The 25846-nt window shown below is 42.0% G+C and carries 25 protein-coding genes; 12 read left to right on the plus strand and 13 right to left on the minus strand.

All coding sequences use genetic code 11. The features are described 5' to 3' along the window. Window positions 1-60: 60 nt before the first annotated feature. Window positions 61-672 carry a tRNA-uridine aminocarboxypropyltransferase gene (locus tag CXF78_RS03585; RefSeq protein WP_102035994.1) on the minus strand — a complete coding sequence of 204 codons (612 nt, stop codon included), beginning with the start codon at window positions 670-672 and terminating at the stop codon, window positions 61-63. Between the two features lie 101 nt (window positions 673-773). Between CXF78_RS03585 and CXF78_RS03590 the strand changes: the two genes are divergently transcribed. Beyond that, window positions 774-1739 carry a putative porin gene (locus CXF78_RS03590; RefSeq protein ID WP_145991369.1) on the plus strand — a complete coding sequence of 322 codons (966 nt, stop codon included), beginning with the start codon at window positions 774-776 and terminating at the stop codon, window positions 1737-1739. An 81-nt stretch (window positions 1740-1820) separates the two neighbouring features. Here CXF78_RS03590 and CXF78_RS03595 read toward each other — a convergent pair whose 3' ends face one another. Beyond that, on the minus strand, window positions 1821-3026 hold the full coding sequence (locus tag CXF78_RS03595) for a multidrug effflux MFS transporter (protein WP_102035996.1): 1206 nt from the start codon (window positions 3024-3026) through the stop codon (window positions 1821-1823). A 126-nt stretch (window positions 3027-3152) separates the two neighbouring features. Between CXF78_RS03595 and CXF78_RS03600 the strand changes: the two genes are divergently transcribed. From CXF78_RS03600 to CXF78_RS03615, 4 genes are all read left to right on the plus strand, one after another. Then, window positions 3153-4136: a LysR family transcriptional regulator gene (locus CXF78_RS03600; protein WP_011635786.1), complete on the plus strand. Its 984-nt coding sequence runs from the start codon at window positions 3153-3155 to the stop codon at window positions 4134-4136. 110 nt (window positions 4137-4246) lie between these two features. Beyond that, window positions 4247-4564 (plus strand): hypothetical protein, encoded by a 318-nt coding sequence (locus CXF78_RS03605; protein WP_102035997.1) that lies wholly within the window; start codon window positions 4247-4249, stop codon window positions 4562-4564. A gap of 401 nt (window positions 4565-4965) precedes the next feature. Continuing rightward, the gene (locus CXF78_RS03610) at window positions 4966-5304 is read left to right on the plus strand and encodes a hypothetical protein (protein WP_011635784.1); all 339 of its coding nucleotides are present in this window, start codon (window positions 4966-4968) and stop codon (window positions 5302-5304) included. After that, complete coding sequence (locus CXF78_RS03615; RefSeq protein ID WP_257984826.1) at window positions 5285-5512, plus strand: NAD(P)H-binding protein; 228 nt, start codon at window positions 5285-5287, stop codon at window positions 5510-5512. The genes CXF78_RS03610 and CXF78_RS03615 overlap by 20 nt, the downstream gene beginning before the upstream one ends. Window positions 5513-5630: 118 nt before the next feature. Here the strand turns inward: CXF78_RS03615 and CXF78_RS03620 are convergent, their stop codons facing one another. The 5 genes from CXF78_RS03620 to CXF78_RS03640 all read right to left on the minus strand — a co-directional run bounded on the left by CXF78_RS03620 (window position 5631) and on the right by CXF78_RS03640 (window position 11729). Continuing rightward, window positions 5631-6095: a hypothetical protein gene (locus tag CXF78_RS03620; protein WP_101084915.1), complete on the minus strand. Its 465-nt coding sequence runs from the start codon at window positions 6093-6095 to the stop codon at window positions 5631-5633. A 317-nt stretch (window positions 6096-6412) separates the two neighbouring features. Beyond that, the gene (gene lspA, locus CXF78_RS03625; RefSeq protein ID WP_102035998.1) at window positions 6413-6904 is read right to left on the minus strand and encodes a signal peptidase II; all 492 of its coding nucleotides are present in this window, start codon (window positions 6902-6904) and stop codon (window positions 6413-6415) included. Between the two features lie 463 nt (window positions 6905-7367). Continuing rightward, window positions 7368-9224: an SLC13 family permease gene (locus CXF78_RS03630; protein ID WP_011635780.1), complete on the minus strand. Its 1857-nt coding sequence runs from the start codon at window positions 9222-9224 to the stop codon at window positions 7368-7370. Between the two features lie 232 nt (window positions 9225-9456). Continuing rightward, on the minus strand, window positions 9457-10974 hold the full coding sequence (locus CXF78_RS03635; protein WP_102035999.1) for a DUF4145 domain-containing protein: 1518 nt from the start codon (window positions 10972-10974) through the stop codon (window positions 9457-9459). A 32-nt stretch (window positions 10975-11006) separates the two neighbouring features. Beyond that, complete coding sequence (locus CXF78_RS03640; protein WP_011635778.1) at window positions 11007-11729, minus strand: hypothetical protein; 723 nt, start codon at window positions 11727-11729, stop codon at window positions 11007-11009. Window positions 11730-11899: 170 nt separating this feature from the next. On the opposite strand from CXF78_RS03640, the gene CXF78_RS03645 reads away from it, so the two are divergent. Together CXF78_RS03645 and CXF78_RS03650 are read left to right on the plus strand one after the other, a co-directional pair. Next, window positions 11900-12445: a DUF2780 domain-containing protein gene (locus tag CXF78_RS03645; RefSeq protein ID WP_102036000.1), complete on the plus strand. Its 546-nt coding sequence runs from the start codon at window positions 11900-11902 to the stop codon at window positions 12443-12445. Between the two features lie 125 nt (window positions 12446-12570). Then, complete coding sequence (locus CXF78_RS03650) at window positions 12571-13020, plus strand: tellurite resistance TerB family protein (RefSeq protein WP_102036001.1); 450 nt, start codon at window positions 12571-12573, stop codon at window positions 13018-13020. A gap of 11 nt (window positions 13021-13031) precedes the next feature. On the opposite strand, the gene yjeH is transcribed toward CXF78_RS03650, so the two are convergent. Then, window positions 13032-14315 carry an L-methionine/branched-chain amino acid transporter gene (gene yjeH / locus CXF78_RS03655; protein ID WP_102036002.1) on the minus strand — a complete coding sequence of 428 codons (1284 nt, stop codon included), beginning with the start codon at window positions 14313-14315 and terminating at the stop codon, window positions 13032-13034. A 173-nt stretch (window positions 14316-14488) separates the two neighbouring features. Here yjeH and CXF78_RS03660 point away from each other — a divergent pair, with 173 nt between their 5' ends. Then, window positions 14489-14917 carry an Lrp/AsnC family transcriptional regulator gene (locus CXF78_RS03660; RefSeq protein ID WP_041413293.1) on the plus strand — a complete coding sequence of 143 codons (429 nt, stop codon included), beginning with the start codon at window positions 14489-14491 and terminating at the stop codon, window positions 14915-14917. A gap of 48 nt (window positions 14918-14965) precedes the next feature. Here CXF78_RS03660 and CXF78_RS03665 read toward each other — a convergent pair whose 3' ends face one another. Next, complete coding sequence (locus tag CXF78_RS03665; protein WP_011635773.1) at window positions 14966-15799, minus strand: HDOD domain-containing protein; 834 nt, start codon at window positions 15797-15799, stop codon at window positions 14966-14968. Between the two features lie 220 nt (window positions 15800-16019). Here CXF78_RS03665 and menD point away from each other — a divergent pair, with 220 nt between their 5' ends. Genes menD through menE form a run of 4 tightly spaced genes read left to right on the plus strand, consistent with a single transcriptional unit; the run spans window position 16020 to window position 21215 of the window. Beyond that, on the plus strand, window positions 16020-17759 hold the full coding sequence (menD, locus tag CXF78_RS03670; RefSeq protein WP_102036003.1) for a 2-succinyl-5-enolpyruvyl-6-hydroxy-3-cyclohexene-1-carboxylic-acid synthase: 1740 nt from the start codon (window positions 16020-16022) through the stop codon (window positions 17757-17759). Next, window positions 17741-18571, plus strand: a complete 831-nt coding sequence (gene menH / locus CXF78_RS03675) for a 2-succinyl-6-hydroxy-2,4-cyclohexadiene-1-carboxylate synthase (RefSeq protein WP_257984827.1) — start codon at window positions 17741-17743, stop codon at window positions 18569-18571. The genes menD and menH overlap by 19 nt, the downstream gene beginning before the upstream one ends. Before the next feature lie 2 nt (window positions 18572-18573). Then, window positions 18574-19668 (plus strand): o-succinylbenzoate synthase, encoded by a 1095-nt coding sequence (gene menC / locus CXF78_RS03680; protein WP_102036005.1) that lies wholly within the window; start codon window positions 18574-18576, stop codon window positions 19666-19668. Beyond that, complete coding sequence (gene menE / locus CXF78_RS03685; RefSeq protein WP_102036006.1) at window positions 19668-21215, plus strand: o-succinylbenzoate--CoA ligase; 1548 nt, start codon at window positions 19668-19670, stop codon at window positions 21213-21215. Before menC ends, menE begins: the two co-directional genes overlap by 1 nt. Window positions 21216-21460: 245 nt before the next feature. Here the strand turns inward: menE and rpoH are convergent, their stop codons facing one another. The 4 genes from rpoH to ftsY all read right to left on the minus strand — a co-directional run bounded on the left by rpoH (window position 21461) and on the right by ftsY (window position 25753). Then, a complete protein-coding gene (gene rpoH / locus CXF78_RS03690) occupies window positions 21461-22318 on the minus strand; it encodes an RNA polymerase sigma factor RpoH (RefSeq protein WP_011635768.1) in 858 nt (285 codons plus the stop codon). 232 nt (window positions 22319-22550) lie between these two features. Then, on the minus strand, window positions 22551-23516 hold the full coding sequence (gene ftsX / locus CXF78_RS03695) for a permease-like cell division protein FtsX (protein WP_102036007.1): 966 nt from the start codon (window positions 23514-23516) through the stop codon (window positions 22551-22553). Next, window positions 23513-24202 (minus strand): cell division ATP-binding protein FtsE, encoded by a 690-nt coding sequence (gene ftsE / locus CXF78_RS03700; protein ID WP_011635766.1) that lies wholly within the window; start codon window positions 24200-24202, stop codon window positions 23513-23515. Before ftsE ends, ftsX begins: the two co-directional genes overlap by 4 nt. Window positions 24203-24205: 3 nt before the next feature. After that, window positions 24206-25753, minus strand: coding sequence for a signal recognition particle-docking protein FtsY (ftsY, locus tag CXF78_RS03705; protein ID WP_102036008.1), 1548 nt, complete (start codon window positions 25751-25753; stop codon window positions 24206-24208). Window positions 25754-25846: the final 93 nt, after the last annotated feature.

Raw genomic sequence — 25846 nt, forward strand, 5'->3', positions numbered from 1 at the left:
CCAATGTACTCGCCGTAACGAGCAAAATAACTGAGCTTATCAGCCAATGTTTCATGTTGCCTATCCTTTGATTTTATCACCATTATAACGCTCACGAACCAGAGCAGGCATAGCCGTTAACTTATGTTGCACCATTGCGTTAAACACTGCAAATATTGGCGCGATATCAGCCGCTGGATTTAAGGCAATCAACGTGTGGGCAACCGCTTCCAGAGTCGACAAGCTGTCGCTACGTTTCGCTTTACGAATGATATATTGCGACTCATCTTCACATTCTAGATGCAGTGACGGGTAATTAAGTAACCACGGATTGAGCTGCAACATTCGGTATGCTTTACGCCAAGTACCGTCGACTAAAATAATTATCGCAGCCTCACTCGCTCCAGCCTCGGCTACAGTTTGACTGTGCTCATTTGGATAAACCACATAAATCGGCTTCGTTTGCGCAGCTAAATAATGTTGCAGCTCAATAAAGTCCGCGGCAGATTCACCCACGTAAATTTTCATCTGCGGCATCACCAGTTTCAATAACCTCACGGTGTTCTTAGCATGATCCACTTCAGATGGATGCTGCATCACCACCACCTCGGTATTTGACGTCACCGGGTTGAGCGCATGACACACGCAAGCCGACTGTGGGTATTGGCAATGGATACAATAACTTCTGCTCATTTTTTGTCTTATTTTGTTGCAAATCTGTTGTTGCAAATATGTAAAGTTGAGTTCAATATGCTTCGCTCTACACCATAATACCTCAAGGAAGAACCATTACTATGACTAGAACAAAGATGTCTGTGGCATTAATGCTCGCATTGGCCACAATCCCTGCATATGCAGCCCAAGATAATACCTATCACCACGAAGCAGAAATCGGTTTTTTAGACTCATCAGGTGAAGCGGATGGCCTAGTTAACGCCAATTATCGCTATTATTTTAAAGCGGTTGAGCAAGCAGATAAGCCATACGCATTGGCGGGATTCTTTAATCAAGGCTCAACTGTTTCTGCGCGTTATGCCACCACTGACTTCCAAGATTTATATAACATCTCTGGAGAATACGTTTTTGACTCAAAATGGTTTTTGGGGGCTGGAGTCAACCAGTTAAATGCAGATGATGCTGTATTTGACATCACAACATACGAGATTAGTGCTGGATATTTTTTTAGCGAACACTCAAAGTTATCCTTGAACTACGCTACCAACTCAGAATCAGAATCTAACAATGGCGCATATCTAGAATATGAATTTGAATCATATTTTAGCCAAAACATTGATGCTATCACGTTAACTTACGAACATTTTATTCCATTACAATCAACCGCTGGAGTGTTTATAACTGGGGCTGTAGGTTATCAAAACCCACAATATATCAACAACGAAATGCTCACTCAAGTTGATGGCTCAACTCCGACTATAGTGCAAGACTCTAAAATAAACTTTGAAAATGACATTTATACTGTTGCAGTGTTTGCAGATTGGTATATCAATAACGCATGGTCAGTGGGTGCGACTTACTACCGGACAGATGTAAATACTGATTTCAGCAGCAGTAATATTGATGACTCAAATAAAAGTAGCCACAGTAACAACATCACTGAAACGGGTTTAAATACACGTTACTTCTGGCATTTTTCAGATGTATTCTCGGCTAAGTTTTCACTAGAACATTATTTCGATAATGGTGAGTATAATAGTGATTCAGAAACTAATGTTGGCATAGCAATTAACGCCCGTTTCTAATTTTTATCATATTGAGGCAAAAAAAGACCCGCGGAATGTGGTTAGCATTCTGCGGGTTAAAGGTGATATTACTAAAGCTAATTAGTCATGTTGTAACTGTTCTTGATGCAGATGGCTTAAACGGTTCATTGCCATAATGATCAGCAATACTGCACTAAAGCCCCCCATAACAACCGCTATCGCATAAGGTGCTGGTATATCAGTTAGCTGGATCAACGCTGTCAGTATTGATGCCCCACTCATTTGAATGCAACCTAACATCGCCGTCGCGGTACCTGCGCGCTCACCGAAAGCCGACAACGCCATACTGGTTGCAGGGCCAAGTAAAACAGCAAAGCCAACACACAAAATCATCATCGGAGCCATAAACGCTATTGCGGCTGCTAATCCTTCTTGGGGGCCAGCAAAGTACATCGCGGCTTCGATAACAGCAGCAAGCAACATCAACGATAATGCCACGACCACTCCCGGACGGTTACCAATACGCTTAACCAACACTGGAGCAGCAAAACACGCTGCAATATTTACCGCAGCATTAAGGCCAAATAAACCGCTGAAAGTTAATTCTGAAATGCCTAAATGACCAATTAACCATACTGGCGAATAAGACACGTAACATAAAATTGATGCCATCGCGATCATGCAACAACTGGCATAAAACATAAAATGAGGGTCGCCAATAACCGGCTTATAGCGGCTCCAACGGTATAAAGGCCCTGTACTGTCGGTATTTAATGGACGCGTTTCCGGAAAACGGAACCCTACCAAAAACAATACAAAAATGGCATACAAAGCCATAAAAATGAAGGTAGAACGCCAACCAAACTGTAATGCTAATAAGCCACCAAATGTTGGAGCCAGTGCCGGAACCACACAAATTGCACCATTTAGATAACTGTACATCGACACACTTTCTTTGCGGGAATAGCAGTCACGTACCGCACTAAATACCACTATAGAGGTTGAACATGCCGCTAAGCCTTGAAAAACGCGAGCAATCTGCAACCATTCAAACTCAACCGCGTAAGCACCTAATAAACTGCTAATGCCATAAAGTACAATTCCGAATAACGCGACAGGTTTACGGCCAAAACGGTCAGCTAACGGGCCAATTAGAATTTGTCCTACGCCCATTGCAAATAAAAATAACACTAAGGTGGACTGTACTTCACTGTTAGATACACCGTACTCCAACGCCATTGCAGGCATAGACGGCAGATAAATATCAATAGCTAATGGGCTCAAAAGCACCATAAACATTAACAATGGCAATAAGTTACGACGCATAAACTTCTTTCTCTCAAATTTTTAATACACAAAGGTCACCCTTAATAGGGCGCTATAATAAGTCAAATGGAGGTATGAATGAAAATGATATAAAATCCGAAGTGAATTTCCATTTGAGAATATCACATGAATTTAGACAACCTTGCTCGAATCGATCTTAATCTATTAGTCATTCTACAGGTATTACTTGAGGAGCAAAGCGTCACTCGGGCTGCCCATCGCTTGCATGTGAGTCAATCTGCTGTCAGTAAAAGCTTAAATCGGTTGCGAGAAACACTAGACGATCCACTGTTTCAACGCACAGCACACGGCTTAAAACCAACCGCACATGCTGATGCATTAAGACAACAACTGCCGTTAGTATTACAAAACTTGTATAAGCTCACGCAACCGCCAAATTTTCATCCGGCGACGAGTAACCGCCAATTTTCATTCTCGATGGTCGAAAGTGCTTACGAAACCTTAATACCTTATTTTATCGGACCATTATTACAACAGGCACCGTTAATAAAATTAGATTCCTATGTTTGGACCGAAAAATCCATGCAAGACCTACAGCAAGGACAAATAGATTTTGGCATTGCAGGTCGAGATATTCTGCCTCAAACCGATGTCAATATTGACAAAGTACCTGAAGGTATCGAATCGCAAATATTATTTAACGACCATCAAGTTTGCTTAGTGCGTAAAAATCATCCTATTTTACAGGCTGTAAAAGATGGTCGCTGGGATCAAGCTCACTACCTTAACATGTCTCATGTACAGGTAAGATGTGAAGGTAACGATTGGTGGGCACTAGATTACCACTTAGCCAACTTAGGCTTACACCGTAACCTATCGACAACTGTGCCAGATTTTTATGGTGCTGCCAGCGTTTGTGCCCATACCGATTTAATTTTTACCTTGCCCTCTAGTTTTGCTAACCATGCACAAAAATTATATTCGCTGGTGTCCATTCCCTTACCTTTTGAATTTATGCCGATGGCGTATGTTTTCTTATGGCATGAACGAAATAATCAAGAACCTGGGCATCAATGGTTTCGCAATATTATTTTCAGCAGCGTCGATAAAGCCATCGCGAACCAACATATTAGTAAACCCAATAACTGACATTGAACTTTTAGCTTACTCAACACTCAAATAAAACGACTAAATAATAGATAGTCCATCAAACCAACCTGATGGACTATGTCATAGAGTAAACCCTCGGAGATCAGAGGATGTTCAGTTCAATTTACACTCACAAAATAATTCAACGCCTGCAAAAAATGCGACCATTGGCTGCATTAACAACGGTTGTCACTGTCTTGATCGGCGGCTTGCTATTGTTACCGTTAATATTACTGTTTGTGTTTGTAGGTTTCATCGGTATGACACTGTTAAGCCGCCAATACATGCGCCAGCATCATGCTGCATCATCACCTCTTTCAACAGCTAATCCTAAGGATAATATTTATCATCAACATCCAAATATTGAACGAGAAAACTCGAATCAGCAATCTTGTTTAAGTCATGCCAAATCTGCAGAACTATCATAGCTAAAGCAGGGCTACCATAACTAAAGTTGAAAAATAACAGGTTAGTATTGACTCACCTATTGGCCATCAAAACAGCCGTTAAAACATGACCGCGAAAGTAACTAATCACTAAAAGTATTTTATAAACAGTATTCCTACACCTAGTGTCGATTTACTCTTTTGTATTATCCGTGTGATGAATAAACTTCATTCGGGCTCACAAATGCAATGTATTACATACAACTCAAATCCAAACTGATTTAACTCAATAGACTTTCGCTCACAAACTTAACACATTAACTAGGTTTAACGTGACATATTATGTCAAAACGTTGCAAGCTGTACATTAAGTCATCGTTACTGATTTATAGATAACGTTTTTTAGACACCTATTTTCAGACTAAGCGCATTCAGGAGCCATCATGAAATTTAATCAATCATTCCACACTGCCAATTTGAAAAGTCGATTCTCGGCTATGAACCCAATTTTGGCATTACTGATGTTTTTTAGCATCGCATTCACCACGATTGTGCTATTGCCCTTTATATTGTTATTGGGCTTTTTAAGCTTTATTACTTTGCAGCTATTAGGTAAAAAAATATTGCAGAGAAACCAGTCGCAAGCTCAACAAGGTGATATCTACCAAGACAGCGCTGATGTTCAGCGCGAACAAGCAGCGCCTTACGCAGATATGTTTAGCCGACCTAAATCGAATCAAACTCAACACACTGGTCGCACATTTGAGCATCAGGCAGATTAACTACACTATATTTAGACCGGGTTCATTAACCGATGATCGTGCCACAGGTAAAGTCCAAACCCAACGGCCGAGCAGCAAAGAAAAAATGACCATTCACAGAGAAGATGTTGCTCGAGCACTGACTTATGCTGTAGGAACACCACAGCTAGGTGGTAAAGTCTTTGAATTATTTAATGGCAGTAAATCCCTCTCTGAGACCCTAAATTAATCCATTCAGTAGGCATTCACCTAACAACGCCATAAACACTTAAACAACATTACTGTTATTTACATAATAAAGAGTAACATCTCATGTGTGCGGGCTTGTTCAACACTTGGGATAGGTGCTACTTGTAACCCATCAAGCTTATTTCTATTGATGATACAGAACTAGAATCAGAAAAATCACGGCAGACGACTACTTTTGTGAAAGTTTTTTCTGTTTCAATATTATATTTATCTACATCAGAGCTACATCGCTGTAGGAATACTCCCTTTTCATCACGAATTACCACTTCAATCTTATACATTTCAAAATTAGTCATCTGAGTAATCTTGTATTCACCCGCGACGACATAATTAGAACCTTCTAGGCGGCTGACTTTACTAGTTACCTCAAAACTTTCTATTTTTGTAGGATTGTAACTTTGCATTTTCTCATATTCACTTGGATTAACATATTGAGTAATTAAAATGATGATGGTTATTGATAGACCAAAACCTAAACCCCATAAGAATCCATTTTTAAGATTATCCACACGATCTCCTTGTATGCCTAACGTTTTAGTATTTATGCGTTGCGCTGTTTGCATGGCATAAACAGCTTGTTGTACTTGGCCGATACCGAATCTAGATTAATTAGTACACTTTATGCTTTTGGTATTTGCTTTTTTTGATACTGGCTCTGGGTTACAGGGCAGTTTTTGTCAATTGATGTTGAGTAGTAGGTAAGTTTTTCATTGAAATCCCTTTTCATCGTGTTTTCCTTAATTGAAAATGTACAAATTCAACTCTGAACTTGAGGCCGTTGAAGACTCTTTACAACAGAATGCGTGAGCCTGATAGGTCTTCCTCGCACATATCCATGTAGGCTTAACCAAAACCAAATGAATGACCCGTTAGTCGACTTTTACACCGTAGGTTTATGCTTACTTTGAGCAAATATAAGCAGAAAGACACCAAACATTATTGCTATGTCTGCGACATTAAAAATGCCTGTTCGAATCGAGCCTATACCGATATTTAGAAAATCGATAACGGCCCCATTATTAACGACACGGTCGTAGAAATTACTCATACCACCTGAAAACACTAAAGATAATGCAATTAAAGGGACAAGGTGCTGTTTGGCATTAGAAATTAAATAAACCAGTAAAGCCAATAAAAATGTACCGACCAAAACAACAAAAAACCAAAACAGAGCTTGTTCAGATAGATTATTACCTAAGCCTAGAAATGCACCAATATTTTCTGTGTAACCCACTCTAAGATAGTCATTAAGGTAGCTCGTCATTTGAAATTTTGGAAGATGCTCTGCCGCTAATAACTTTGTACCTTGATCACAACCTACGCATGACAGCGTCACTAAAAAAATAACCAATAATCTTTTCCAAACGCCCATATTTACTTTACACCTTTTCTGGCTACTTACGTTTTAGTATTTGTGCATTGAATTGTTTATAAAGCACAAATCTCTTGTTAGATCTAAACGATTGCTAGCTTAGGTTAATTAGTTTGATTTGCTAATAGGAATATAATTGTTGATGTGGACTCTTGGTTACCGAGTAAATTTGCAGTAACTGATACTGAGTTGTCAGTAAGTTTCTTATTAAAATCCATTGTTATTATTGTGCTCCATCACATCGGTCTAACACTAGCGAATACAATGAGCATAATACATTCAACTACATTCTCATATTGCTCTGCGTTGCTACTTAATTCAACAACTAATTGAACGGTTCACTCAATAAAGTCGACCATTTAAGTTATTGGTCAATATGCATCATCGCCTGATATCTTATTGATATAAAATTATTTATGTACAATGAATCATAGATTGATAAATAATTACGCCACTTCAAAGATTACCAGCTAAGCGAATACATGACTGGCAGTAATAGCGATAAACTCAGCCAAACGATAATCGTTAGTGGAACGCCCACTCGGACAAAATCGGTAAATTTATAGCCGCCCGCATGCATTACCAGCAGGTTAGTCTTATAAGCCATAGGGGTGGCATAACTCATATTTGCACCAAATAGCACCGCAATAACAAAAGGTTCAGGGTTAACCTGCAGTTGCTGCGCAATGCTGATAGCAATAGGTGTGCCTATGACTGCCGCAGCATTATTGGACACAATATTGGTCATAATGGCCATTAGCAACATCAGTCCAGATACAATAACCGCCGGAGAAGCCCCTGCGGTTAACGCGACAAAGACTTGTGCTAAATACTCTGCACCACCGGTTTTTAATAATGCCGATCCCATAGCCAAACTCGCCGCCACAATCAAAATGACCTGAGTACTTAGCGCCATAGAAGCATGACGCCAGGTTAGGCAGCGTGTGACCAGCATAAGCAGCACACCACCTACGGCGCTTATCGCAATGGGAACATCCCCAAATGCAGACACAAGAATAATTGCCGCCATAATCAGTAAAGCCGTTACCGCTTTATCCGTGTACGGAAGATCTGCGGTGGCATCGAGCACTAATAGCTCACCAGCACGTTTGATTTCGCCAATGGTATCTTGATCTCCCTGCACTAAAAGAACATCACCAATGCGCAAACGGGCCTGTGCTATTTTTTCACGCAGCGTCTCTACTGAGTTTCCCTCTCGATGTATTGCCAGCACCATTAATTGATAACGATCATAAAAGTTAAGTTGCCTCAAGGTCATACCAAGCAAAGGTGAACCTTGCATGACGACTATTTCGGCAATCTGCTGTCCCTCACCGGATAATGGATGCTCTTCATCAACAGGCGTATCTCCGACATAGAGCATGGCATCCAGAGCACTTTCAAGTTCCTTCAAATTTTCCGGAGTGTCATTCACCATTAACCGATCCCCAGCCTGAATTTGCGCATCGGGCAACGGTACAACATAGGTTCCAGTGCCCCGCATAATGCGTGATACTTCCAGCAAACCTGAGCTCTTTTCAATCAGTTCGGTTAATGTCTTACCGACTGCAAAACCGTCTTCCAATATAACCAGTTGGGCAGTAAATATTCTTGGGGAGGTATCGCTGAGTATGGCCTTACGAGCAGGCAGTAAGCGTGGCGCAATCAACCATAAATAAACAATAGCAATAGCGGCAACGATTGCTGCCGGTACAAAAAAATCAAACATCTGCAGTCTTCTTAAGCCCATATCTGCAGCAACTGAAACAACTAACAAATTAGTCGAGGTGCCAATACTGGTACTCATTCCTCCAACCAGAGTGGCAAATCCCATTGGCATTAACATCCCCGAAGCTGGCTCTCCGGTTCGCAGCGATACACTGATTAGAATAGGAAGCAGCAGTACGACTATCGGTACATTATTAACAAATGCACTCAGAAAAGCGCCAACCAGCAAGGTCAGCAACATACTCAATGCTGGGCTAACAAGCCATAAGCGCGCCAGAATTCGCCCAAGAGGTACTAGCGCTCCGGTGCGCACTAAACCATTTCCGGCAATCATTAAGGCACACACAGCCACCAGCGCTTCATGGCCAAAACCACTGAAAAACTGCAACGCCTCAAGATGTTGCCCCTGCGAATTGACGTAAGGAAAAACTGTAAAACCGATGCTCAACATTGCCAGAATAAACAGACTCGAGGTCTCAATGGCAATAGATTCTCTGGTAAATAGAAACAGGGCAAGCAACACAAGCAATAACACAGCCAGTGCATGCGCATCAGGAAGCGGTGGCAAAGTCGTTATATTAATTGCTGTCACCTGTCGTTAACCTTTTCTATTGGTATGAGCATGGTAAGGCTAGGCTTGCTGTGAAGTTTTTCCACAAAGCGCTTCAAAGCAGGTTGAGATATGTTGAATATATATCAGTTAAATATTAGGCATTGTTTCTAACTAAAGCGAATTGAAGAGACGCGCTACACACTTATCTAGCGTGAGTCATCACTGAGTAACAACCCCAGCTTAAACACAACCATAACAAAGCAAATGTCATTTACGTGAGTAAGCACTTTGCCTGCTGCAAGGTAGCTAATTCATTTTCCGTTGGATTAAGCGCAATAACACTGTCAATTTGCATCTGTAACGACTGCCAAAGCGGCTCGATGACTTGGCGCTGAACCTCGTTGGCATGTAAATTAGCTTGTTGTAATAAATACGCTGCTTGCACTACATCGATGCGGCCTAGAATGCCGTCGGCTAAGGCGACACTCAGTTCGATCATCGCGGTGACATTACGGCCGTATTTAATCACTTCATGTAAATAGTGTTCCGCAATATTGAGTTGCTGTTGGCTGGCGCCATCGTCGTGCAAAATATCACTGCCGCAGCGTAACATCGCATCTAATTGGCCTTGTTCGGCGGCTTCTAGCATCCATTGCTGGCTAGTTGCGACATCAACCTGGCAGCCCTCACCTTGTTCAAGCATCAGCGCCAAATGATATTGTGCATGCGGGTAACCGGTTTTCGCGGCTTTATTTACCCATAAGTAAGCTTGTTCGAATTGCTGGTTTTGATAAAACAGCACCCCAAGATTTGACATCGCTTCAGCATCTTCCGCATTAGCGGCCAATGTCAGCAATGATTCGGCTTGATGAATATCCACTTCAAATTGATCACTGCCAACTAGATAAAAGAAACCTAATAAGGCCTGCGCATTAACAATACCTTGTGCTGCAGCTTGCGCAATAAACGCCTCGCCCGCCGCAGGATTCGCCGCACCACTATAGCCGTGCAGTAAGCTCACGCCATGTTCAAATAATGCCGCTTGATGATGAACTGATGCAATATGAAACCAATGTGCTGCTTGGGCAAATACATCCGCTGACGTTTGTTCAACCGTGGTTGATAGTAGACTTGAAGTGTTTGATTTTGCTGGCGTTGAACTTGACGATATTGGACTTGAAGTTGTTAAGTCGGAAGTTGCTAAGTTAGAAGTTGCTACGCGTGAATAATCAGTCGTTTGCGCCATCGCGCGCTCTTGCTCTTGTAACATTAATCCTTTGGCTTTAAGTGACATCCCCACTAAATATTGTGCTTCGGGATCATTTTTCATCACTGCGCGATAACATAAGTCGCGGCCAGCATATGAATCAAATGCTTCAAATTGATAATGCGGAGCAACACCTGGATGCAGAGAGGGATATAGCTTTTCAATTATCTGCAGAATTTGATGGATCGACTTTTCCGCGATGTTAACAAGCTGAGTTTGAGTTAAATGATATTTTTCAGGATGTGCGCCGCGATTACCATCACTGCGTAATCGGTGTAACGCCCGCACTGCGGCAACATCAATAACACGTCGCTGATTCAGCTGCTCAATACGATCATATAAGTTTGCTGAGGTAAACGTTACTCCATGCTGCACCGCTAATTGAGCGGCGAGTTTATGGGTAAAGCTTCGAATGTAGACTAACGCTTGGGTAGGAATATCGCGTACATAACTTTTAGCTAAACGATAATCGTCGCTTAACTCAGTAGAGAAACCATTAATAAACTCAATATCATTTAACAATGGTTTCTCCTTTTAGCGAGTTGATTGAATATTTATCCCTCTGCTTTATCAGCATCCGGTGTTTTACGATTAACCATATACAATCTAAATAACGCAATATTAACAAATAAACCTAAGAACGAAAATGTAGCTTCTACTACCAGTTGTAGTGGAAAACCAACTTGCATCGCGACTTGTGAAAACATGCCAGCTAAAAGAGACAATGGCACGTACAGCAATAATACCGCAATGGTTTTAATTGTTATTGGGCCACTGAATTTAAAGCTACTCTTAATCGCTTCTAAAGGTGTTAAACGTTCAACCACCACCATAAAGTTCACATAGGCTAGGCGAGAAAACAAGTACAAGCTCACGATTAAGCCTATCAACCATAGTGGGCCAAACGCAGCAAAGATCATCACTGGCGCTAAAATAGCTAAACCAGAAAATACTCCAGCCAGTAATAATGGCGGTACAAATGGTAAACTAGCCTTTAATATTTGTGCTGGCGCAAGATCGTGACCTTGGGAGCGCAGCTCTAAATATAAGGTTAATGCGGCAATTAAAAATGAAAAAACCAACAATAGCACCATCATTGCTGCAGCATGAACAGCACCGAATTGAGGGTTTTCAGCATCAGCCTGCAACATTTCATTACCTAGCCAAAGTTGAATAGCGACTTGGATTAACAGTAATGGCAGAGTCAGTACGGCAAGCTGACGGATGTGGTTTCGAAAAAAGTTAAATGCTTCAGTCAAAATTGCAAACAATGACATGTGGGTTCCAGTAATCTATTAACAACAAATATTGCGCTTAGGATACCCAAAAAAAATGCATTTTGCACAAGTCTAATGAGCAAAAATCGCGATCATCTGTCGCATTTATGTAAATCAGGGTAAAATGATGCCTAAGTTTAGACATTGAGCCACATTAAAGGACACTCATTATGAAATTAGCATCCGCATTACCGGTACTGTTTACCGTCTTCGCATTCTCAGCACCAGCATCTGCGGGCTGGTTAGACAACGTGGCTGAAATAACTAAAAAACCAGCAACAGAACAAGCCAAAACCATTGCACTGTCTGAAACAACAGAGCAATCAAGTGCTTTAGTGGGTGACGTTATGTCTCAACTTGGCTTGTCTCAAACCCAAGCAGAAGGCGGGTTAGGCTCACTACTTAGCTTGGCTCAAACCAATTTAGGTGAAAATGATTTTAGCCAATTAAGCGACAGCATCCCTAATGCAGACGGTCTACTGGCTGCAGTTCCTGCTTTATCATCAGGCAATGGCATGTCAGGATTATTGTCACAAGCAGGTGATTTAGGCTCTGCGTTACAAGGTAGCGCAATGGTATATGATGCTTTTGAAAAGCTTGGTATCTCAAAAGAATATATTACTCCGATGGTTGATATCGCTAAAAACTATCTCCAACAGAGTGGTGGTGACGGTACAGTTGATTTATTAATGAAAGGCTTAGGTTCAGTCTTATAATCATTATTAAGACGGCTTAAAGCTACCCTAACACCCGCGTTAACATTATTTAATCCCAAGCCATTCGCTTGGGATTAGCATTTTTGCTAGCATAAAAATGAATAGTAACATTGGACAGAATAATTATGATCGCCAAACTAAAGCAATTTCTCCAATCGCATACTCAAGAAAGTAGCCCAGAAGAGAAACAGAAAAACCTCAACCTGGCCGCGGCAACCCTATTGCAAGAGGTTGTGTACGCCGACGAAAATTTGGCTGCTGCTGAAGCTGCTTTACTGCCTGAAATGCTCATAAACACGTTAGGCATTAACTCAGAAGAAGCGATAACCCTTATAGAAGAGGCAAAACAAAGCCGTAAAAATGCCACATCTCTATTTGAGTTTACCGCCGAAATCAATGCTCAATTTAGCATTGATGATAAACAAAAATTACTGCTGTCAATGTGGCAACTAGCGTATTCCGATGGTGAATTGTCGCAATATGAAGACCAAATTATCCGTCGCACAGCTGATTTACTCCACTTAAAGCACAGTGAGCTGATTCAAATGCGCAATATCGCCATGGAAACGCGCTAACTGATAGCCAATTAATGTTGGCTATCAGTCATCAAATATTTACGGGTAAGATGAGCTTTTTGCCACCACATAAAAGGGGCGACAACCAACACCAATACGATGGCGTAAATCATATTACTGCCAAGTGCGATACCTAAACCAACACAAAATAAACAACCTGCAATCACCAACGGTAAGTATCGTTTACTGAGTAATTTAGCCGCCGACAACATCGCCAATAGGTAAATAATCACAAACACGCCATTACTCCAAGCGATTAAGTCTTCTAATTCTTGGGTGCTGTAAAAGGTCACAATAATCACCACCGCCATGGCGCCTAAAATGGCAAACAAGGCTCTAAAAGGTACTCCGTGAGGATTTAGCTTATCAAAATAGCGCGGTAAAATGCCTTCTTTACTGAAACTCCACAATAAACGCGCAGCACTAGCGGCATACACATTCACGGTTGCTAACCCACTGGCAATGCCCAATACTCCGATGATATACGCGCCATAGCCGCCCAAAAAAGTATTCGATAATAAATAATCAAATGCCGATATCATCGCTAAGCCGTCACCCTCGGTTGGTACCATTAGCAATAAAAAAGTACAGGCTAAATAAATAACGCCCACTAATACGGTGCCCATCATCATTGCAGGCAGCAAATCTTTATCGGGTTGGCGGAAATCACTGGCAAGATGTGTCATGGCTTCAATGCCTAGAAAACTCCAAAAACCAATACCCATTGCTAGCATCACGCCACTAAACTGCGGATGACTACTATGCGCAAAGGTTTCTAGCTGATCGACGTTTAATCCGCTGGCACCAAATAATATTGCTACTACCGATACAATCAATAAGGTTAATGCAAACTGTAATTTTGCCGACACCTGAATACCTTTAATATTCAGCAGCAATAACACAGCCACAATTAATAACTCTGCGACTAATTGACCTAGCCCAGAAATTGATATCAATGCTTCTAAAAATTGAAAGGTCATTAAAATTGCAGCAGGCGCGCCGATGGGGATCACTAATAAAAAGATCAGCCCGATAGTTCGACCCGCTGTAGCACCAAATGCTTTTTCTATAAAATAAGCAGGCCCAGCAGCATGTGGGAATCGACTCGCTAACAAACCAAATACTAATGCGACCGGGATAATTGCTACCGTTAATAATAACCATGCTAATAGTGAACCAGAGCCCGCTACCTCAATGGTCATTTGCGGTAAAATAAATACCCCTGTGCCTAGCAATGTGGTGGCCATTAAGCCAGCACCTTGCCAGCGTCCTATTGTTGCGGTCATTTGATTCATTATCTTATTCTTGCTGTGATATATTGCGATATTATAAGGCCAAACAGTAAAACATTCTGCGGGTTAGTGAGCTCAAGTTGCCTTACTAAACCGACAATATGACGGATTAAAGGCAACTTTCCGTCATAATGACAGAACGTAGCTGTGACACACAATTATCGGGATATAAATCATTGGATAAATTTGATAAAGCAATTATAAACGAATTACGCCACAATGCTCGACAGAGTATTTCGTTTATTGCTGAGCAAGTGAGTTTGTCGCGTAGTGCTGTAACCGAACGAATTAAGAAATTAGAACAAACGGGTGTTATCCGTGGTTATCAGGTTTTACTGAGTGAGTCGCAAAAACAAGGTGTGTCGGCATACTTTGAAATTCAACATCGTTGCGCCCGCTGCGCCGAAGTCATCCATATTTTCACCACCATACCGGAAGTGATAACTTGCCAAGGCATTACTGGCGACATGGATTTATTGGTTTATGTGCATGCAAATTCAATGCAACGATTGCATGAGATCCGTGAATTTATTGATGCTCAAGCTGACATCGTCAAAATTAAAACTCATGTGGTCATGAGCGAATGGATTAACAATCAAGCCTAAAAAAGCTCTGTATAGACAGAGCTTAATGGTTAAGAGTGTTAACTGTAACTAGGCTAATTGCTTACCTATTTCTAGCCCTTTACCTCTTAACTCAAGGAGCTTCTCGCCTAGCCCAGCCATATCCATTTTGATCATACCCGCTTTGTTATTAGTGATGGCTGCCAACCAAGCGGTAAAAGATTCATCATCTCGTTGATCATTCCAATGTGCGAATACCTCGTGCGACAAATAGATAACGGCAGCCAACTTAGAAGCTGGCTTAGCATTAAGCGGTTCACGTTGATATTCGATCCCTTGTACTAGAGCTGGAGTAAATTTCCATGTTTTAGCAAGTAAGGCACCAACAGAGGGTGAGTCAAAACCTAATAAGCTCGTTTCAAGCTTTTGCTTATCAGCCCCTTCAGCGACAGCAGCTCTAATTTGTGCTGAAATCGAAGGCTCAACAAAAGCGATTAGCAAATCACCAATATTGTGTAAAATTGCGCATGTAAAAGCTTCATCTGGTGCGACGCCACAACGTTTGGCTACTTCTTGCGCATACAGGGCGACTTCAAAAGTTTCACCCCAGAATTCGGCTAAATCGATACCTTCTACATCAGGAATAGCACCAATAACCGCAGAAGCAATCACCAACGTTCGCAACGTTTGCATACCTAAACGAATCACAGCTTCGTCAATCGAACCTACTTCACGACTGCGACCAAAATGAGCTGAATTAGCTAATCTCAATACTCTAGCGCTGATAAGGGGATCTTGGGCCACTTTGGCAGAAATGCTCTTAACGGTGGTATTTTCATTATTAACCGCATCTAACAATTCACTAACGGCTTTGGGTAAACGAGGTAACTCATCAACTCTTTTTAATAATGCAGCAGATTCCATATTCCGAAGGTCCTTGTTATTGTTTTTAATACTATAAATAAATCATATTAACAACATTAGCACAACATAAATAAAACAAGAGAGAATAAGGCTGATATTTGATTGTAACCTTAACAGCTTATTTCGCAGGTTTCGGATAAAAATCTGCGCTAAATCTTAGATATAACGCTAACTTGGCGTTACACTAATATTCGTTTATTTATTTGTAATATGAGCCAATATGCAACAACAGACCAGCGCCGATATGAATTTGTTATGGGGTCAATTGATCTTGGAAGAGCTTGCACGCTTAGGGGTTAAGCATGTGTGTATGGCACCAGGTTCTCGCTCAACTCCGCTAACATTGGCCGCTGCTAGTCAAACCCAGCTCACTCGTCATATTCATTTTGACGAGCGTGGTTTAGGGTTTATGGCCCTTGGACTGGCAAAAGCCAGCAATGCGCCAGTCGCCATCATTACCACTTCAGGCACCGCCGTGGCCAATCTTTATCCGGCCATTGTTGAGGCGTGGCTAACCCATGTGCCACTGATTATTCTATCTGGTGACAGACCACCAGAGCTGATTGATTGTGGCGCGAATCAAGCGATTATTCAGCCCGCTATTTTTGCTCAATATGCTAAGCAAGTTAATTTACCAACGCCTGATCTTGGTTATCCGGCTAATGCATTATTGAGTACTATCGATCATGCTTTAGCTAATCAACATCAGCCGGTACACATAAACTGCATGTACCGTGAGCCGTTATACCCTACAGAATTGGTGACATTAGCCCATGTAAAGAAAACGGCCAGTGTGACAACATCAACCTATCTTGCGCCATTAAACCAATGGTTTGAAAACACTAAACCACTGACACGCTATGCTAGCCTAACGAGTGCTGAGTTACCGACTACAGACACCTTAATGCGCTTTGTTCATGGTAAAGGTGTGATAGTGGTTGGCACCTTAGCTCCTGAAGATAATCCACAGCAAATCGTCGCGTTAGCGCAAAAACTTGGCTGGCCAGTATTGGTTGATGCACAATCACAGTTGCGTCAGCATCCAAGTGTAATCGGCCACGTTGACCAGTTATTATTAAACCCGAAAGCCAACAAACAACTCGAACAAGCTGAGCGGATATTAGTCTTTGGTGGTCGTTTCATTTCCAAACGATTACTTCAATATATTGCCCAACAATCCTGGCATAGCTACTGGCATGTCGTTAAACACGGGGATCGTTTAGACCCAACCCATCAGTCTAAAGAGTTTTATCAAGCAAGTGTTCAAGCGGTATGCCAATTACCTTGGCCGCGATCATCACAAGCCAACTGGGCATTACAGTTATTACCGTTAAATGAGTCATTAGAGTCGCTGTTTAAGCAACAAATCGACAATACAACCTTTGGTGAAGCCCAAGTTGTGCGCGCCATAGCATTGGCTCAATCAGATCAACATATACTGTTTATCGGTAATAGTTTACCTATTAGACTCTACGATATGTATGCGCCAATTGCGACCAACACACCGGCAATTTATACCAACCGAGGGGCATCGGGCATCGATGGATTAATTGCCACCGCTTGTGGCGTAGCCGCAGATAAAAATGCACCTACAACCCTAGTGATGGGCGACCTATCCTGTTTGCATGATTTCAATTCTCTGGCACTGTTAAAACAAATGACTCAACCATTTGTGCTGGTTATTATTAACAATGATGGCGGTAATATTTTTAATTTGTTGCCTGTACCCAATGAAAGCCTACGCAATGACTTTTATCGATTAAGCCACGGTTTAGAGTTTGGCTATGGCGCCGCCATGTTTGGTTTGGCCTATCGGCAAGCAGATGATATTGAGTCGTTTAATCAGGCCTATCAAGAAGCCTTTGAGTTTAATTGTGCCTCTGTGATTGAAGTTAATGTCAGCCCGACTCAAGCCAGCGATCAAATAACACAAATCAGTCAATGGGTGAAACAACACTAATGGTAATGATCCGTCGTTTTGGCCAACCACAATTACCTGCATTATTAATGCTACATGGTTTTTTGGGCAGCAAAGACGACTGGTCTATTTTAATGCCACGATTAAGTCAATATTTCCATTGTATTTGCATTGATTTACCGGGGCATGGCGCTAACGAAGACACCTTAGATTCACCAGGGTTACGCCAAGCAGCAGAGCTTATTGTCAGTAAAGTGCATAGCATGGGCTATATGCAGTTTCATTTACTGGGTTACTCATTAGGCGGGCGAATAGCGCTGCATATTGCAGATGGTTATGCTGATTCACTCTTAAGCTTAACCCTCGAATCCGCTCACCCTGGCTTGCAAGATGCTCAGCAACAAGCCGCGCGAGCCAAAAGCGATAATATCTGGGCGAAAAAACTACAGCATTTACCCATCGCAGACTTTCTCGCTCTTTGGTATCAACAAGCAGTTTTTAACGACTTGAGCGAAGCTCAAAAGCAGCAACTCATTGCCATACGCCGTAGCAATGATCCACATCGCCTAGCCAATTGTTACATAACAACGTCTCTTAGTTTGCAGCAAGACTGCCGCGCCGTACTTGAGCCGCTAAAGTGTTCATGTCATTTTATGTATGGGGTTGATGACAAAAAATTTGCTCAAGTGGCTATCGATTGGCAGGCGACACTGGCAGAGTCTGGTTTAGGCACTTTGCAGTTACATCCTTTGCACGCCGCAGGACATAATATTCACAGCCTGCATCCTCAATTGTTTACCGACACCTTACTGGCGTTATTGTGCCTAGATCCGCTAACGGATCCAAAGGAGTAACAATGTCATCAGATAACTTAACGATAATCAGCTGTACGCTGTATCAATATCAAATTGAACTCAACCCTAGTTTACCTGTAGGCATACAACGAATTGATTTTCGTAAAGGGTTAGTGCTTACTCTCCAGCTTAATAATCGGCAAATGGCTTGGGTTGAAATAGCGCCATTATCAGGCCTCGATATTGATAGCCAACCAATAACGGGGTTTAGCCAAGAGTCGCTTGATGAGGTGATATCACAACTGTTGTCAATATTACCGAGTTTGATCGATCAACCCTTAGCGATTCTAGCCAATATTGCCGAGCATATATCGCAGCCATCATTGGCATTCTCATTGAGCTTATTGGATGCAAAACTAAGCCATCGATTGCCTGTTCGCATCGAAAATCCACAGACTCAGTTAGCTGTGGTGCCATTACTTTATGATGGAATGTCAGCACACGTTATTACTCAAAAGTTACAGACACTGACCAGCATCAACAGCGTAAAAATTAAAGTCGCTCAAACCAGTATGGCGAGCGAAATTCAATTTATTTATCAAGTGCTGGCAATAGCACCGCATGTAACATTACGCTTAGATGCTAATCGTGGTTTTAGCCTTGAACAGGCTATCGACTTTTTAGCGTGTTTACCAAAACACAAAATTGAATACATTGAAGAGCCATGCATTCACCCAAGTGACAATGCCCAAATATACCGGCAATTGGGAATAAAATATGCCTTAGATGAGTCATTGAATTCATCTCAATTTGATCTCGATTTAGCATTGCAACAACCCGGTTTAGGCGCATTAATTATCAAACCCATGTTATTGGGTTCTCTGGAAAAATTGCAAAATATGATTAGCCAAGCTCATCTTGCTGGTGTGCGTTGTATTTTAAGTTCAAGCTTAGAAGCTGACCTCGGTATCAGCGGCTTACGCATAGTGAGCCAGGCACTCACGCCAGATGAATCACCAGGCTTAGATACTTTGAGCGCTTTTAGCAAACCCGTGTTGTTAGCAACCTCTGAGTTTTCTCCGCGGCTAAATCATCAAGTGTTGCAATTACTGACTCACATCGGCCAGCCACAAGACTCTGGCGAGGCAGGTATATAATGATGTCACCTTTACATCAAGCAGCATTAAATCATCCAGATGCTATTGCTATTGAAGGTCGCCATGAAGCCATCGATCCAAGCATCACTACTTGTAATAAGACTTGCAACAATACATGCACCACGACTCGCGTCAGTTATATTCAGTTAAGTGGTTTAGTTCACTGTGTAGTGCAACAATTACAATCTCAAGGTGTTAAGCATGGCGATATTGTGGCTTGTGTGTCACACAATAATATTGACATGATTTGCCTATATTGGGCATGCATTGATGCGGGATGGATATTTTTACCTTTGTCACCTCGATTGGCTGATGTGCAGATTAATCAGCTTATCAAACGCTTTGAGCTCCAATGGTTATGGACCGATAACGTCAGCAGAAGAACCGCAATTGAGATTGCCTACTGGCTCGATATTGAACTGCCTCAAAAAGTAGATCAACTAACCAACCAAGTTGTCGAGGTATCACCGCATCAAGCTTCCAATATTACTCTCACATCTGGTTCAAGTGGAACACCCAAAGCTGCGGTACATTGCTTAACTAACCATTTGAGCAGCGCTAAAGGGGCTGCAACGTTTATTGCTTTAGCGCCGTCTGACGCTTGGCTATTATCGTTACCACTGTTTCATATTGGTGGGTTGGCCATTATCCATCGTTGCACTTTAGCTGGAGCCTGTATTGTATTGCGAGATCCCGCATTGACACTGGCCGAACAACTTGCAAGTAGCCATATCACCCATGTGTCATTAGTGCCAACCCAAGCGATACAGATACTCCGGCAACATCCCGCAGCGTTTACCAATATAAGTGCATTACTGTTGGGCGGTGGCATTATAGAGCCCGCACTTATTGATGCACTACAACATCTACATATTAACGCTTACACCAGCTATGGTATGACAGAGATGAGCTCGCAAATTACCACCGCTAAAGCCAATTTATTAGGCCATCATGGTTGTTCTTTGCCTTCAAGACAACTGAGGTTGAAAGACGGGGTGATTTGGGTAAAAGGTGAGTGTTTATTTTTAGGCTATTTAACCGACCAGGGGTTAAGCTTACCATTAGATGATCAAGGCTGGTTTTGTACCCACGACAAAGGACAACTAGATCTAGAGGGGCAACTGAGTATTTTAGGTCGTATGGATAACATGTTTATTTGTGGCGGTGAGAACATTCATCCAGAACAACTTGAAGCGGTGTTATTAACCCATCCTAATGTCGCACAAGCAATTGTATTTGCCATAGACGATATAATTTTCGGTCACTTACCTGCTGCCATTATTGATTATTGTGTCGCAGATAATAATACTAATGCAATTGGACTCGAAACCGTTAATGCCAAAGCTGCTGATTTAAATGGTGTTAATATCGATAACATCAACTTGCAGCTGAGTCAGTTAGTTGAATCAACTTTGGCGCGTTTCAAGCGACCAAGACAATTTTTTGGTTGGCCAAAAGACATCGTCTCCAGTGGCTTAAAAGTGCCAAGAAAAAGCATCATCAACGCAATTCAAACCCAGATAGACGCCGCAAAAACAGCCTCATAATGACTGTGCTCAATAACGATTAACCTATGAATTACTTCGGTTCATTTGATTATGCTAAATTCGCTTATTCGAAATTGGCCTACACGAAATTGGCTAGCTCTAAAGTGAATGGATCTACATTGGATTTCGCTAAGTTCAAAATCAATTAATGCTGATAAAGCTTCGCTGCCAAATCATCAAATTTAGGCCATAAAAAAACCTGCCGTAGCAGGTTTTAATCTATCAGAATCGAATGCGCTGGAGTGTTACTCCATACAAGATTTAAGCTTGTTCATGGCATTCTTTTCTAGCTGTCTGATTCGCTCAGCAGAGACTTCATAAGTCGATGCAAGTTCCTGCAAAGTCACTTTAGTATCATCTAACCAACGCGCACGTAATATATGCTGACTACGTTCGTCTAAGGTTTTAATTGCCGATAATAAGCGTGTTTGAGAGTCTGCTTCCCAATTGGCGTGTTCAACCTGATCTGCCACATCTGAAGAATGATCTTCTAAATATAATGCAGGGGCAAAATCATGATGGTCGTCATCGCTGTCATTGGTTAAGTCGAAGGCCGGATCTTGAGCTGCCATTCGTGATTCCATTTCGGTCACGTCTGCTTTCGATACACCTAAATTCTCTGCAACCATTGTCACTTCAGCGTCACTAAACCAACCTAAACGCTTTTTAGACTTACGAATATTAAAGAATAATTTACGCTGTGCTTTAGTGGTCGCTACTTTCACGATACGCCAGTTTTTCAACACGTATTCATGAATTTCAGCTTTAATCCAATGCACCGCAAAAGACACAAGGCGAACACCAACATCTGGGTCGAAGCGTTTAACCGCTTTCATCAAACCAATGTTACCTTCTTGAATTAGATCTGCCTGTGGTAAGCCGTATCCTGAATAACCTTTTGCAACATGCACAACAAAACGAAGATGCGACATAATTAATTGTTTTGCCGCTTGTAGGTCGCCATTTTCTTGTAAACGCTTGGCGATGTCGTACTCTGTATCCGCGTCCAACATATTGATGCTGGTCACAGACTGGATGTACGCTTCTAGGCTACTAGCATTGTGTGGAACCGCCAGCGCCATTGATTGCGTTTGATAAGTCATTCGCTCTCCTACTACATTCAAAAATATATTTCAGCTAACTTCAGTACGATGAACAAGCTCTCTTGGTTCACTACACAACAGAGCTCACTCGATTTAGCCGATAAACTATCAACTATATGACATCATATGTCAAATAAGGTTCTACTAGATGAACATTTTTACCGCAAGGTCACTACAATGCAAGTGAACAAACGTTCATTATTGTGGCTCAACTTTAATTATACGCCTGCTATTATGACGGTTCAATGCTACGTAAGTGTTGTCGTACAGATAAATATGAGCCCAACCAGCCTAAAAATGATGCCAATAACACCAGTTTAATCAATTCTGAAAATGATAATGACTGAATCGTTAATTCACTGCCGTATAACCCCAGCAACTCAGCTAAGGCGCCATCGAGATACCACACTAACACATTAATAATGAGCCAAGCCAAAATGCCACCGATGACCCCATACCAAATTCCAGTGTATAAAAACGGACGTTGAATAAAGGCTTCAGTCGCACCCACTAGCTTCATCACTTCAATTTCGGTTCGACGATTCATAATCGCAAGCCGAATCGTATTGCCTATTACTAATACCACCGCAAGAACCAGTAAGGCAGCAATTGCCAACACGGTTTTTTCAAGTAATTTAAGCAAAGCTTGCAGACGTTCTAACCATTCAATATCTAAACGACCAAAGTTAACTTCAGATTCACGTTCTAATTTTACCAGTAACTCACGCGCCCCAGAGGGACTAGAATATTTAAGCGAAGGCGTTACCGTAACCACTGCGGGTAATGGGTTTTCATCTAAATATGACAATGCCTCACCAAAACCAGATAAGCGTTGAAACTCTTCTAATGCTTGATCGCGACTGATATAGGTCACCGATTCAACTTCGCGGAAAGCTTTAATACGCGACAACAAACTTTGAATAGATTGTTCACTGCGGCCTTTGTTAATAAATAACGAAATTTCAGCGGCACTGTTCCAAGATTGGGTGATGTTTTCAGCATTTTTAACCAGAACCTGCAATGCTGCGGGTAAGCTTAAACTCACGCCCAATACAGCCATGGTCATAATGGATGAAACAGGGCTGCGCCATAGTTCGCCCATACTCGACATGCCTTGTTGCACATGGCGAATAAAAAACATCACAATGCGACCGCTTAAAGGTAATTTACTCTGAGTAATATTCACTTTTTTACTCATCGTATTGTCTCCCCACCAGCAGTAGAACTTTCTCCACCGAGCATACGTCCTTCACGCAGAGTAAAAGTGCGATATTTCATGCGCGCAATAAGGCCTAAATCATGGGTGGCAATTAGCACGCTAGTACCCGAGTCATTAAAGGCTTCGAATAAGCGTAAAATATCCATCGATAATTTAGGGTCTAAGTTACCCGTAGGTTCATCGGCCAACAACAGTGGTGGCTTGTTAACAATAGCGCGGGCAATGCCGACTCGTTGTTGTTCACCACCCGACAGCATTATCGGCAAATGCCGTTCTTTGCCATATAAACCCACCATGTCGAGTGCGCCAGCAACACGCTTACGAATTTCGCCATGGGTGAAACCTTCGATCACTAACGGCAAGGCAATATTGTCAAATACGGTTTTATCCATCAACAAGTGATGATTTTGGAAGATCACACCAATATTACGACGTAAATAGGGCACATGTTTTGGCCCTACATTGGCAATGTTATGCCCATTAATAGATACCTTACCTGCCGTAGCACGTTCAATAACCGTAATGAGTTTGAGCAAGGTACTTTTACCCGCACCAGAATGGCCGGTTAAAAAAGCCATCTCACCTTGTCGGAGGTGAAAATTGACATCCATAAGGGCCTTTTGGCCTCCAGCATAGATTTTACTGACCTGCTCAAATTGGATCATAAATTATTGGTCCGTTTTATCCTGGCTAAATAATGCTTCAATAAAATCATTGGAGTTAAAAGTACGCAAATCATCAATTTGCTCACCGACACCAATATGACGAATAGGAATAGAAAACTTATCGGCAATCGCAAAAATCACCCCGCCTTTGGCGGTACCATCTAATTTACTGATGGTAATCCCCGTCACGCCAACCGCTTCTTTAAACAACTGTGCTTGGCTAATAGCATTTTGACCAGTGCTAGCATCTAGCGTTAGCATGACTTCATGAGGCGAATCTGGGTCGAGTTTTTTCATCACTCGCACGACTTTCTTCAACTCTTCCATTAAGTGACTTTTGTTTTGCAAACGTCCCGCTGTATCTGCAATTAATACGTCTACTTTACGCGCTTTAGCGGCTTGTAAGGCATCGAATATAACTGAAGCACTGTCTGCGCCAGTATGCTGGGCCACTACCGGAATGTTATTGCGTTGTCCCCACACTTGTAACTGCTCAACTGCCGCTGCGCGGAAGGTATCGCCGGCAGCTAACATGACAGATTTACCTTGGCTTTGGTACTGTTTAGCCAGTTTACCAATCGTGGTGGTTTTACCTACACCATTGACACCAATCATAAGAATGACAAATGGGCCATTGGCGTTATCGGGAACTAAAGGAATAGCTACCGGATCGAGCATTTTTTGCATTTCTTCACGCATTAAATCATAAAGCGCTTCAGCATCTTTAAGCTGCTTACGAGATGCATGCTCGGTCAGGCTTTTAATTAATTTATTGGTGGTTTCAACACCCACATCAGCGATTAACAATTGCTCTTCGAGTTCTTCAAATAACTCTTCATTAATTTTTTTACCGCGGAATAAGCCAATGAAGCCAGAACCAATATTCTCACTGGTGCGCATTAAGCCACGTTTTAAGCGGGCAAACATACCCTCTTTTTGTGGTTTAGCTTGCGGTTCATCTTGTTGTGCTAACTCAATAGACTCTATCGGTGCTTGTTGCTCGGCTGCCTGTTGTTCTGCTAATTGTTGTTCTGCTAATTGCTGTGCGGCTAGTTCTGCAGCTAAGGCTTCAGTTGCTAACGTTTCTGCTGCAGTACGCTCAGCATCGACACGGGCTTGTTCTACTCGTTCATTGTCGACACGCTCTTGCTCAAGACGCTTATTTTCTAGATCAAGCTGTTCAAGACGAAGTTGTTCAACACGTTCAGCTTCTAAACGTTCAGTCTCTAGTGCTTGCTTTTGTTGCTCTGCCTGCTCAGTAGCTAGCTTTTCTGCGGCGAGCTTTTCTGAGGTTAAAACATCAGCGGCCAACTTATCTGCAGCAATGCGCTCAGCGTCGATACGGGCTTGTTCTGCAAGTTCAGTTTCAAGACGTTCAACGTCTAGGCGCGCTGTTGCTTCAGTTTGCTCTAGCTGCTCAGCTTGTTGAGGTTGCTCTGCAGTCTCTGTTACAACTTCATTCTCCGCATCAACATCGAGTTGCTGCTGTTCTTCAACTTCAGGGACGGGCTTATCTTTACGAAACCAGGAAAAAAAACCTTTCTTTGCCATGTTTGCTACCAGTATTTATATGCTTAAAAATTCAGTTGAAGCCGTTTGTTGCATCTCTCACCAGTAAAATGATGAATACTCACATTTAATCAC

Origin of the sequence: Shewanella sp. 11B5 (assembly GCF_002836795.1) — a bacterium.
Classification (GTDB): domain Bacteria; phylum Pseudomonadota; class Gammaproteobacteria; order Enterobacterales; family Shewanellaceae; genus Shewanella; species Shewanella frigidimarina.